General features: G+C 66.5%; 20 protein-coding genes. All 20 read left to right on the plus strand.

Going from position 1 to position 10,013, the window contains the following annotated elements:
• Nucleotides 1-400: 400 nt before the first annotated feature.
• The 20 genes from rpsJ to rplO all read left to right on the plus strand — a co-directional run bounded on the left by rpsJ (nucleotide 401) and on the right by rplO (nucleotide 9,985).
• Nucleotides 401-709, plus strand: a complete 309-nt coding sequence (rpsJ, locus tag NCG93_RS07875) for a 30S ribosomal protein S10 (protein WP_106816553.1) — start codon at nucleotides 401-403, stop codon at nucleotides 707-709.
• Between the two features lie 8 nt (nucleotides 710-717).
• The gene (gene rplC / locus NCG93_RS07880) at nucleotides 718-1,377 is read left to right on the plus strand and encodes a 50S ribosomal protein L3 (RefSeq protein WP_194414507.1); all 660 of its coding nucleotides are present in this window, start codon (nucleotides 718-720) and stop codon (nucleotides 1,375-1,377) included.
• Nucleotides 1,378-1,381: 4 nt separating this feature from the next.
• The gene (rplD, locus tag NCG93_RS07885; RefSeq protein ID WP_194414506.1) at nucleotides 1,382-2,044 is read left to right on the plus strand and encodes a 50S ribosomal protein L4; all 663 of its coding nucleotides are present in this window, start codon (nucleotides 1,382-1,384) and stop codon (nucleotides 2,042-2,044) included.
• Complete coding sequence (gene rplW / locus NCG93_RS07890; protein ID WP_045301485.1) at nucleotides 2,041-2,340, plus strand: 50S ribosomal protein L23; 300 nt, start codon at nucleotides 2,041-2,043, stop codon at nucleotides 2,338-2,340. The genes rplD and rplW overlap by 4 nt, the downstream gene beginning before the upstream one ends.
• Before the next feature lie 24 nt (nucleotides 2,341-2,364).
• Complete coding sequence (gene rplB, locus NCG93_RS07895) at nucleotides 2,365-3,204, plus strand: 50S ribosomal protein L2 (RefSeq protein WP_194414505.1); 840 nt, start codon at nucleotides 2,365-2,367, stop codon at nucleotides 3,202-3,204.
• A gap of 12 nt (nucleotides 3,205-3,216) precedes the next feature.
• Complete coding sequence (rpsS, locus tag NCG93_RS07900; RefSeq protein WP_045275479.1) at nucleotides 3,217-3,498, plus strand: 30S ribosomal protein S19; 282 nt, start codon at nucleotides 3,217-3,219, stop codon at nucleotides 3,496-3,498.
• A 22-nt stretch (nucleotides 3,499-3,520) separates the two neighbouring features.
• Entirely contained in the window at nucleotides 3,521-3,919 is a 399-nt protein-coding gene (gene rplV, locus NCG93_RS07905) for a 50S ribosomal protein L22 (RefSeq protein ID WP_194414504.1), read from the plus strand.
• Complete coding sequence (gene rpsC / locus NCG93_RS07910) at nucleotides 3,919-4,692, plus strand: 30S ribosomal protein S3 (protein WP_194414503.1); 774 nt, start codon at nucleotides 3,919-3,921, stop codon at nucleotides 4,690-4,692. The genes rplV and rpsC overlap by 1 nt, the downstream gene beginning before the upstream one ends.
• The gene (gene rplP / locus NCG93_RS07915) at nucleotides 4,692-5,111 is read left to right on the plus strand and encodes a 50S ribosomal protein L16 (RefSeq protein ID WP_018171451.1); all 420 of its coding nucleotides are present in this window, start codon (nucleotides 4,692-4,694) and stop codon (nucleotides 5,109-5,111) included. Before rpsC ends, rplP begins: the two co-directional genes overlap by 1 nt.
• A complete protein-coding gene (rpmC, locus tag NCG93_RS07920) occupies nucleotides 5,111-5,425 on the plus strand; it encodes a 50S ribosomal protein L29 (RefSeq protein WP_194414502.1) in 315 nt (104 codons plus the stop codon). Before rplP ends, rpmC begins: the two co-directional genes overlap by 1 nt.
• The gene (rpsQ, locus tag NCG93_RS20085) at nucleotides 5,425-5,757 is read left to right on the plus strand and encodes a 30S ribosomal protein S17 (RefSeq protein ID WP_194414501.1); all 333 of its coding nucleotides are present in this window, start codon (nucleotides 5,425-5,427) and stop codon (nucleotides 5,755-5,757) included. Before rpmC ends, rpsQ begins: the two co-directional genes overlap by 1 nt.
• Complete coding sequence (gene rplN, locus NCG93_RS07930) at nucleotides 5,754-6,122, plus strand: 50S ribosomal protein L14 (protein WP_194414500.1); 369 nt, start codon at nucleotides 5,754-5,756, stop codon at nucleotides 6,120-6,122. The genes rpsQ and rplN overlap by 4 nt, the downstream gene beginning before the upstream one ends.
• A 4-nt stretch (nucleotides 6,123-6,126) precedes the next feature.
• Nucleotides 6,127-6,486, plus strand: a complete 360-nt coding sequence (rplX, locus tag NCG93_RS07935) for a 50S ribosomal protein L24 (protein WP_194414499.1) — start codon at nucleotides 6,127-6,129, stop codon at nucleotides 6,484-6,486.
• Nucleotides 6,486-7,076, plus strand: coding sequence for a 50S ribosomal protein L5 (gene rplE, locus NCG93_RS07940; RefSeq protein ID WP_194414498.1), 591 nt, complete (start codon nucleotides 6,486-6,488; stop codon nucleotides 7,074-7,076). The genes rplX and rplE overlap by 1 nt, the downstream gene beginning before the upstream one ends.
• Nucleotides 7,077-7,229: 153 nt before the next feature.
• A complete protein-coding gene (gene rpsH / locus NCG93_RS07945) occupies nucleotides 7,230-7,628 on the plus strand; it encodes a 30S ribosomal protein S8 (protein ID WP_194414497.1) in 399 nt (132 codons plus the stop codon).
• A gap of 6 nt (nucleotides 7,629-7,634) precedes the next feature.
• Nucleotides 7,635-8,171, plus strand: a complete 537-nt coding sequence (gene rplF, locus NCG93_RS07950; RefSeq protein ID WP_194414496.1) for a 50S ribosomal protein L6 — start codon at nucleotides 7,635-7,637, stop codon at nucleotides 8,169-8,171.
• Between the two features lie 2 nt (nucleotides 8,172-8,173).
• Nucleotides 8,174-8,533 carry a 50S ribosomal protein L18 gene (gene rplR, locus NCG93_RS07955; protein ID WP_163618859.1) on the plus strand — a complete coding sequence of 120 codons (360 nt, stop codon included), beginning with the start codon at nucleotides 8,174-8,176 and terminating at the stop codon, nucleotides 8,531-8,533.
• Nucleotides 8,530-9,222 (plus strand): 30S ribosomal protein S5, encoded by a 693-nt coding sequence (gene rpsE / locus NCG93_RS07960; RefSeq protein WP_194414495.1) that lies wholly within the window; start codon nucleotides 8,530-8,532, stop codon nucleotides 9,220-9,222. Before rplR ends, rpsE begins: the two co-directional genes overlap by 4 nt.
• Nucleotides 9,222-9,407 carry a 50S ribosomal protein L30 gene (gene rpmD, locus NCG93_RS07965; RefSeq protein ID WP_018171461.1) on the plus strand — a complete coding sequence of 62 codons (186 nt, stop codon included), beginning with the start codon at nucleotides 9,222-9,224 and terminating at the stop codon, nucleotides 9,405-9,407. The genes rpsE and rpmD overlap by 1 nt, the downstream gene beginning before the upstream one ends.
• On the plus strand, nucleotides 9,407-9,985 hold the full coding sequence (gene rplO, locus NCG93_RS07970; RefSeq protein WP_241741889.1) for a 50S ribosomal protein L15: 579 nt from the start codon (nucleotides 9,407-9,409) through the stop codon (nucleotides 9,983-9,985). The genes rpmD and rplO overlap by 1 nt, the downstream gene beginning before the upstream one ends.
• The last annotated feature ends 28 nt before the right edge of the window (nucleotides 9,986-10,013 follow it).

Raw genomic sequence — 10,013 nt, forward strand, 5'->3', positions numbered from 1 at the left:
GCACAGCGCGACCGCCCTCTCGTCTGCCCGCGTCTGGGAAACGGCCGAGCATACTCGCGTCGCGACACGCCCGAGTTTGCGACACGCCCGGGCTGCACGTAGACTAGTGAGGTTCCACATTCCGACGCCCCTCTTGGCGTGCGTCGGATCACTGCCAGGGCAGTGCATAGGCAGGCGCAACGCGCAGAGTCCTAGGCCGCGGGCAGCAGAACCACCACATCTCGAATCCACCCACAGCGGAGCCATGCTTCGCGCGCAAGCGGAGAACGGATGCCGGGAGCAGCGCATCGGCGCGGCACCCGGATTGACAGCAGAACAGCGGTGCGCAAGTGCCAGGCGCAGAGCGCCACGTGCGTCCAATGCCACTGGGGTATGACGCGAGAAAGAGAGTGAGCAGACAATGGCGGGACAGAAGATCCGCATTCGCCTGAAGTCGTACGACCATGAGGTCATCGACTCGTCGGCACGAAAGATCGTCGACACCGTGACCCGTGCGGGCGCGACGGTCGTGGGCCCCGTGCCCCTCCCGACGGAGAAGAACGTGATCGCAGTGATCCGTTCTCCCCACAAGTACAAGGACAGCCGCGAGCACTTCGAGATGCGCACCCACAAGCGTCTGATCGACATCGTCGACCCGACGCCCAAGGCTGTCGACTCGCTGATGCGTCTCGACCTCCCGGCCGATGTCAACATCGAAATCAAGCTCTGAGGTTCGACATGGCTGACATCAACAACAAGGTTTCCAAGGGACTGCTGGGCACCAAGCTCGGCATGACCCAGGTGTGGGACGAGAACGGCAAGCTCGTTCCCGTCACCGTCATCGAGATCGCACCGAACGTGGTCACGCAGGTGCGTACGCCCGAGAAGGACGGCTACAAGGCTGTCCAGATCGCGTACGGCCAGATCGACCCCCGCAAGGTGAACCAGCCCCTCACGGCCCACTTCGAGGCCGCGGGTGTCACCCCGCGCCGTCACCTCACCGAGGTCCGCACCGCGGACGCTGCTGACTACTCACTCGGTCAGGAGCTCACGGTGGACGGCACGTTCGAGGCCGGCCAGCTGGTCGACGTCGTCGGCACCAGCAAGGGCAAGGGCACCGCGGGTGTCATGAAGCGCCACAACTTCAAGGGCGTCTCCGCTTCGCACGGTGCGCACCGCAACCACCGCAAGCCCGGCTCGATCGGCGCCTCGTCGACGCCGAGCCGCGTCTTCAAGGGCATGCGCATGGCCGGCCGTATGGGTGGCGAGCGCGTGACCGTCCTCAACCTCAAGGTGCACGCCGTCGACGCCGAGAAGGGTCTGCTGCTCGTCAAGGGCGCCGTCCCCGGTGCTCGTGGCCGCATCGTCTACGTCCGCAACGCAGTGAAGGGTGCCTGATCTCATGGCTGACTCGACTCTCGCGCTCGACGTCCTGAAGGCAGACGGCACGACGGCTGGTTCCGTCGAACTGCCGGCTTCGATCTTCGACGTCAAGACGAACATCCCGCTCATCCACCAGGTCGTCGTCGCGCAGCTCGCGGCGGCTCGCCAGGGCACCCACTCGACCAAGCGTCGCGGTGAGGTCTCGGGCGCCGGCCGCAAGCCCTTCAAGCAGAAGGGCACGGGTAACGCCCGCCAGGGCTCGATCCGCGCGCCTCAGATGACCGGCGGTGGCATCGTGCACGGCCCGAAGCCGCGCGACTACTCGCAGCGCACCCCCAAGAAGATGATCGCCGCCGCCCTCCTGGGCGCGCTCAGCGACCGTGCTCGTGGTGAGCGTCTGCACGTCGTCGAGACGTTCGGCATCGAGGGCGCGCCCTCGACCAAGACCGCAGCAGCGGTCTTCGCCAGCGTCAACGCGACCAAGAACGTGCTCGTCGTCGTCGACCGCGAGGACGACGTCACCGTGCTGAGCGTTCGCAACATCTCGTTCGCCCACGTGCTGCCGTTCGACCAGCTGAACGCGTACGACGTCCTCGTCTCGGACGACATCGTCTTCACCAAGGCCGCCCTCGACGCGTTCGTCGCTTCGAAGACCGCCGCCACCGAGGAGGTCTCGGCATGACCGCCGTCAACAAGGACCCGCGCGACATCATCCTGAAGCCGGTCGTCTCCGAGAAGAGCTACGGGCTCATCGACGAGGGCAAGTACACCTTCCTGGTGGACCCCCGCGCTTCGAAGACCGAGATCAAGCTCGCGATCGAGAAGATCTTCGGCGTCAAGGTCGCAGCGGTCAACACGCTCAACCGCACGGGCAAGGCCCGTCGCACCCGCTTCGGCACCGGCAAGCGCAAGGACACCAAGCGCGCCATCGTGACCCTGAAGTCGGGCACCATCGACATCTTCACGGCAGTCGGCTGACGGTCGGGATAGAGGACTAGAGATATGGCTATTCGCAAGTACAAGCCCACGACCCCGGGTCGCCGCGGCTCGTCGGTGGCCGACTTCGCCGAGATCACCCGATCGACGCCTGAGAAGTCGCTCCTCCGCCCGCTCAGCAAGACCGGTGGCCGCAACAACCAGGGCCGCATCACCACGCGTCACATCGGTGGTGGCCACAAGCGCCAGTACCGCGTCATCGACTTCCGTCGCAATGACAAGGACGGCGTCAACGCCAAGGTCGCTCACATCGAGTACGACCCCAACCGCACCGCGCGCATCGCGCTCCTGCACTACTTCGACGGCGAGAAGCGCTACATCCTCGCGCCGAACAAGCTGGCGCAGGGCGACATCGTCGAGTCGGGGGCGTCGGCTGACATCAAGCCGGGCAACAACCTGCCGCTGAAGAACATCCCCACCGGTACCGTGATCCACGCCATCGAGCTCCGCCCCGGCGGCGGCGCGAAGCTGGCGCGCTCGGCCGGCACGTCGGTTCGCCTCGTGGCGAAGGACGGCCCCTACGCCCAGCTGCGTCTGCCCTCGGGCGAGATCCGCAACGTCGACGCGCGCTGCCGCGCGACCGTCGGCGAGGTCGGCAACGCCGAGCAGTCGAACATCAACTGGGGCAAGGCCGGTCGCAACCGCTGGAAGGGCATCCGCCCGACCGTCCGCGGTGTCGCGATGAACCCCGTCGACCACCCGCACGGTGGTGGTGAGGGTAAGACCTCCGGTGGTCGTCACCCGGTTTCGCCGTGGGGTCAGGCCGAAGGCCGCACCCGCCACGCGAACAAGGAAAGCGACAAGTACATCGTCCGTCGTCGCAACGCCGGCAAGAAGCGGAAGTAGGAGTAGAGGAAGATGCCTCGCAGCCTTAAGAAGGGCCCCTTCGTCGACGAGCACCTGCTTCGCAAGGTCGTCGTCCAGAACGAAGCCGGCACCAAGAACGTCATCAAGACCTGGTCGCGCCGTTCGATGATCATCCCGGCCATGCTGGGTCACACCATCGCCGTGCACGACGGACGCAAGCACATCCCCGTGTTCGTGTCCGAGACCATGGTCGGCCACAAACTGGGCGAGTTCGCGCCCACCCGCACCTTCCGCGGCCACGTGAAGGACGACAAGAAGGGCCGCCGCCGCTGACGCGGGGGCAGAGGAGAGAGAAATGGTGGAGTCCATCGCACGCGTGCGACACATCCGCGTGACCCCTCAGAAGGCTCGTCGTGTCGTCGCGCTCATCAAGGGCAAGCAGGCCGAGGAGGCCCTGGCCATCCTCAAGTTCGCGCCGCAGAGCGCGAGCGAGCCGATCTACAAGCTCGTCGCCGCCGGCATCGCGAACGCTCGCGTGAAGGCAGACAAGGACGGCGAGTACCTGGACGAGCAGGACCTGTACGTGGCCAACGCGTACGTCGACGAGGGCACGACGCTCAAGCGTTTCCGCCCCCGCGCGCAGGGTCGTGCCTTCCAGATCAAGAAGCGCACCAGCCACATCACCGTCGTGCTGTCGACCCCCGAGGTCACCGACACGGCGCCGGCTGCCAAGAGCAAGAAGGCGAGCAAGTAATGGGACAGAAAGTCCACCCCTACGGCTTCCGCCTCGGCATCACGACCGACCACGTGTCGCGCTGGTTCTCGGACTCGACGAAGCCGGGTCAGCGTTACGCCGACTACGTCGCCGAGGACATCCGGATCCGCAAGCTCCTGCAGACCCAGCTCGACCGGGCCGGCGTGAGCAACATCGAGATCGAGCGCACCCGTGACCGCGTCCGCGTCGACATCCACACCGCCCGCCCGGGCATCGTGATCGGACGTCGCGGCGCCGAGGCCGAGCGCATCCGCGCCGACCTCGAGAAGCTCACCGGCAAGCAGATCCAGCTGAACATCCTCGAGGTCAAGAACCCCGAGGCCGACGCTCAGCTCGTCGCGCAGGGCATCGCCGAGCAGCTCACCGCTCGCGTGGCGTTCCGCCGCGCGATGCGCAAGGGCCTGCAGGGCGCGCAGCGCGCCGGCGCCAAGGGCGTCCGCATCCAGGTCTCCGGCCGCCTCGGCGGCGCCGAGATGAGCCGTTCGGAGTTCTACCGCGAGGGTCGTGTGCCGCTGCACACGCTGCGCGCGAACATCGACTACGGGTTCTACGAGGCGAAGACCACCTTCGGCCGCATCGGCGTGAAGGTCTGGATCTACAAGGGCGACCTCACCAACAAGGAGCTCGCTCGCGAGCAGGCCAACCAGAAGCCGGCGCGCGATCGCGGCGACCGTCGCGGCCCCCGCGGCGACCGCGGTGACCGTGGTGACCGTCGCAACGAGGCCCCCGTCGCAGAAGGAGCATCGGCGTAATGCTTATTCCCCGCAAGGTCAAGTACCGCAAGCAGCACCACCCGGGTCGCTCCGGCCAGGCCACCGGCGGCACGAAGGTCTCCTTCGGCGAGTTCGGCATCCAGGCTCTGACGCCCGCGTATGTGACCAACCGTCAGATCGAGTCCGCTCGTATCGCGATGACGCGTCACATCAAGCGTGGCGGCAAGGTGTGGATCAACATCTACCCCGACCGTCCGCTCACCAAGAAGCCGGCCGAGACCCGCATGGGTTCCGGTAAGGGCTCGCCCGAGTGGTGGGTCGCAAACGTCAAGCCGGGTCGCGTCCTCTTCGAGGTCGCCGGCGTCAACGAGGAACTCGCTCGTGAGGCCCTGACCCGCGCAATCCACAAGCTGCCCCTGAAGGCACGCATCATCAAGCGCGAGGAGGGCGACGCGTAATGGCGATCGGCACCAAGACGCTCGCTCCGAGCGAGCTCGACACGTTCGAAGACCAGCGCCTCGTCGAGGAGCTGCGCAAGGCCAAGGAAGAGCTGTTCAACCTGCGCTTCCAGTCGGCCACCGGCCAGCTCGAGAGCCACGGCCGCATCCGTGCGGTCAAGCGCGACATCGCGCGGCTCTACACCGTGATCCGTGAGCGCGAGCTCGGCATCCGTGCCACGCCCGCACCGCTGGAGACGGCGACGAAGGCGAAGAAGACGAAGGCCAAGAAGGCGGATGCCGCTGACCAGGCCGCGAAGGAAGAGGCCGAGTAATGGCTGACACGAAGAAGGCCGCCGACGCGGTCGAGACCAAGGGTCACGAGTCGTCCGAGCACGATGTGCGCGACGTCCACGCCCGCGGCTACCGCAAGGCCCGCCGCGGCTACGTCGTCAGCGACAAGATGGACAAGACCATCGTCGTCGAGGTCGAGGACCGCGTGAAGCACCCGCTGTACGGCAAGGTCATCCGCCGCACCTCCAAGGTGAAGGCGCACGACGAGGGCAACTCGGCGGGTATCGGTGACCTCGTGCTCATCAACGAGACCCGCCCGCTGAGCGCCACGAAGCGCTGGCGTCTGGTCGAGATCCTGGAGAAGGCCAAGTGATTCAGAACGAGTCCCGCCTCAAGGTCGCCGACAACACGGGCGCCAAGGAGCTGCTCACCATCCGCGTTCTCGGCGGCTCGAACCGCCGGTACGCCGGCGTGGGTGACATCATCGTGGCCACCGTCAAGGACGCGATCCCGGGCGGCAACGTCAAGAAGGGCGATGTGGTCAAGGCCGTCATCGTCCGCACCGTCAAGCAGACCCGTCGTTCCGACGGCTCTTACATCAAGTTCGACGAGAACGCCGCCGTCATCCTGAAGAGCGACGGGGAGCCCCGCGGCACCCGCATCTTCGGACCGGTCGGTCGTGAGCTTCGCGACAAGAAGTTCATGAAGATCGTCTCGCTCGCTCCGGAGGTGATCTGACCCCATGGCCAAGATCAAGAAGGGTGACCTGGTTCAGGTCCTCACTGGCAAGAAGCAGGACAAGGGCGGCGACCGCGGCAAGCAGGGCAAGGTCCTCGAGGTCCTCGCCGACCAGAACCGCGTCATCGTCGAGGGTGTGAACTTCGTCACGAAGCACAACCGCGTCGGCCAGTCGCAGCGCGGCACCAAGACGGGCGGCATCGAGACGATGGAAGCCCCGATCCACATCTCCAACGTCGCAGTCGTCGACCCCTCGAGCAAGAAGCCGACCCGTGTCGGCCACCGCGTCGAGGAGCAGACGAAGGACGGCGTGAAGCGCACCGTCCGCGTGCGCTACGCGAAGAAGTCAGGCAAGGACCTCTGATGAGCACCACCACTGCCGTGGAGGCTGGCAAGATCCAGCCCCGCCTGAAGCAGAAGTACAACGGCGAGATCAAGAAGGCTCTGCAGGACGAGTTCGGCTACGCCAACGTCATGCAGACGCCCGGCCTGGTCAAGGTCGTCGTGAACACCGGTGTCGGCGAGGCAGCTCGCGACAGCAAGGTGATCGATGGCGCGGTCGACGACCTCACCAAGATCACCGGCCAGAAGCCGGTCGTGACCAAGGCCCGCAAGTCCATCGCGCAGTTCAAGCTGCGCGAGGGTCAGGCCATCGGCGCGCACGTCACCCTCCGGGGCGACCGCGCGTGGGAGTTCATCGACCGTCTCGTCAACCTGGCCCTGCCCCGCATCCGCGACTTCCGCGGTCTGTCGGGCGCGCAGTTCGACGGCAACGGCAACTACACGTTCGGTCTCCAGGAGCAGTCCGTGTTCCACGAGATCAACCAGGACAAGATCGACCGCGTCCGCGGCTTCGACATCACCATCGTGACGTCGGCGAAGACGGATGCCGAGGGCCGCGCACTCCTGCGCCACCTGGGCTTCCCGTTCAAGTCGGACGACGCGCAGGCGTAACGCTTCGACAGGCTCAGCGACCATTCAGCCGCTGAGCCTGTCGACACCCCGGTCCCTGAGCTCGTCGAAGGGCACACAACTGAATATGGCAATCATGGAAGGTCGTCTGGCGTGTAACGGCAGCCGATACCTCGTGAACAAAGGAATCAACAAATGACAATGACAGACCCGGTCGCAGATATGCTGACCCGTCTGCGCAACGCGAACTCGGCGCACCACGACTCTGTGTCGCTGCCGAGCTCCAAGCTCAAGACCCACATCGCCGAGATCCTCAAGCGCGAGGGCTACATCTCCGCGTGGGAGATCAGCGACGCCCGCGTCGGCCAGACCCTCACGCTGACGCTCAAGTACGGCCCGAACCGCGAGCGGTCGATCGCCGGCATCAAGCGCGTCTCGAAGCCCGGTCTCCGCGTGTACGCGAAGTCGACCGAGATCCCCCGCGTCCTCGGCGGCCTCGGCGTCGCGATCCTGTCCACCTCCTCTGGCCTCCTCACGGACCGCCAGGCCGAGCAGAAGGGCGTGGGTGGGGAAGTCCTCGCCTACGTGTGGTGATCTGACATGTCGCGAATCGGTCGTCTTCCGATCGACATCCCCGCCGGCGTGACCGTTTCGGTCGATGGCCAGGATGTCGCCGTCAAGGGCCCCAAGGGCGAGCTGACGCTCACCGTGGCCAGCCCCATCGAAGTCAAGGTCGAAGAGGCACAGGTCGTCGTGACCCGTCCCGACGACGAGCGCGCCTCGCGTTCGCTCCACGGCCTGACCCGCACGCTCATCAACAACAACATCATCGGTGTCACCCAGGGCTACACCAAGGGCCTCGAGGTCGTCGGCACGGGTTACCGCGTCGCGCAGAAGGGCACGGCGGTCGAGTTCGCTCTCGGCTTCTCGCACCCCGTCCTGGTCGACCCGCCCGCTGGTATCACCCTGACCGTCGAGGGCAACAACAAGCTCACGGTCTCGGGCATCGACAAGCAGGCCGTCGGCGAGGCCGCCGCGAACATCCGCAAGATCCGCAAGCCCGAGCCGTACAAGGGCAAGGGTGTGCGGTACGCCGGCGAGGTCGTTCGTCGCAAGGCCGGAAAGAGTGGTAAGTAACCATGGCTGTCAAGACAAAGACTCAGGCGCGTTCGCGTCGTCATGCCCGCCTGCGCAAGAAGGTCGTCGGCACCGAGCTGCGTCCGCGCCTCGTCGTCACCCGTTCGGCCCGCCACGTCTTCGTGCAGGTCGTCGACGACAGCAAGGGCCACACCGTGGCCTCGGCCTCGACCCTCGAGACCGATCTGCGCACCTTCGACGGTGACAAGACCGCCAAGGCACGCAAGGTCGGCGAGCTCCTCGCGGAGCGCGCCAAGGCCGCCGGTGTCTCGGACGTCGTGTTCGACCGTGGCGGCAACCGCTATGCGGGCCGTGTCGCGGCGATCGCCGACGGCGCCCGCGAGGGAGGTCTGAACCTGTGAGTGACAACAAGGAGAACATCGTGACCGAGCAGGCAGCTGCCGAGGCTCCGGCCGAGGCTGCCGCGACGGCGCCCGCCGAGCGCGAGCGCGAGCCGCGCCGCGGTGGACGCGAACGCAACCAGACCCGCGGTGACCGCGGTGGCCGCGACCGCAACGAGAGCCAGTTCCTCGAGCGCGTCGTCACCATCAACCGTGTGTCGAAGGTCGTCAAGGGTGGTCGTCGCTTCAGCTTCACCGCGCTCGTCGTCGTCGGCGACGGCAACGGTGTGGTCGGCGTCGGCTACGGCAAGGCCCGTGAGGTGCCGCTGGCGATCTCGAAGGGTGTCGAAGAGGCCAAGCGCAACTTCTTCCGCGTTCCCCGCGTCGGCTCGACCATCCCGCACCCGGTGCAGGGTGAGGCCGCTGCCGGTGTGGTGCTGCTTCGTCCGGCCGCTGCCGGTACCGGTGTCATCGCCGGTGGTCCGGTGCGTGCCGTGCTCGAGTGCGCCGGCATCCACGACGTGCTGTCGAAGTCGCTGGGCTCGTCGAACACGATCAACATCGTCCACGCGACGGTGGAGGCCCTGAAGCAGCTCGAGGAGCCTCGTGCGGTCGCCGCGCGTCGTGGCCTCGACTTCGACCAGGTCGCCCCCGCCCGTCTCGTCCGTGCCGAGGCTGAGGCCGCGGCCGCTGCGAAGGCAGGTGTCTGATGGCTGCGCGTCTGAAGGTCACGCAGGTCAAGTCCAAGGTGAGTGAGAAGCAGAACCAGCGCGACACGCTGCGTTCGCTCGGTCTCAAGCGGATCGGCGACTCGGTCGTCCGTCCCGACGACGCGCAGACGCGCGGTTACGTCCGGACCGTCGCTCACCTCGTCAAGGTTGAGGAGATCGACTGATGGCTGAAAAGGCCGAGAAGAACGAAGCCGTCGAGGCTGAGAAGGCGCCCAAGAAGGCTCCTGCGAAGAAGGCTGCGCCGGCGAAGAAGGCTGCCGCTCCCAAGAAGGACGCTCCCAAGAAGGATGCCCCCGTTGCACGCCCCGGCGTGCTGAAGGTGCACCACCTGCGTCCGGTCCCCGGCTCCAACACCCCGAAGACCCGCGTGGGTCGTGGTGAGGGCTCGAAGGGCAAGACCGCCGGCCGTGGCACCAAGGGTCAGAAGGCCCGCTACCAGGTCAAGGTGGGCTTCGAGGGTGGCCAGATGCCGCTGCACATGCGCACCCCGAAGCTGCGCGGCTTCAAGAACCCGTTCCGCGTCGAGTACCAGGTCGTGAACCTGGACAAGCTCGCGGAGCTGTACCCGGCCGGTGGCGACGTCACCGTCGGCGACCTGGTCGCCAAGGGTGCAGTGCGCAAGAACGAGAAGGTCAAGGTGCTCGGCACCGGCGACATCTCGGTGAAGCTCACCGTGTCGGTCGACAAGGTCTCGGGTTCCGCCGAGGAGAAGATCGTCGCCGCGGGCGGCACCGTCAAGTAGTACGCACGCAGTGGGGGCCGGAGCTTGC

Origin of the sequence: Microbacterium yannicii, assembly GCF_024055635.1 — a bacterium.
In the GTDB taxonomy this organism is placed as follows: Bacteria; Actinomycetota; Actinomycetes; order Actinomycetales; family Microbacteriaceae; genus Microbacterium; species Microbacterium yannicii.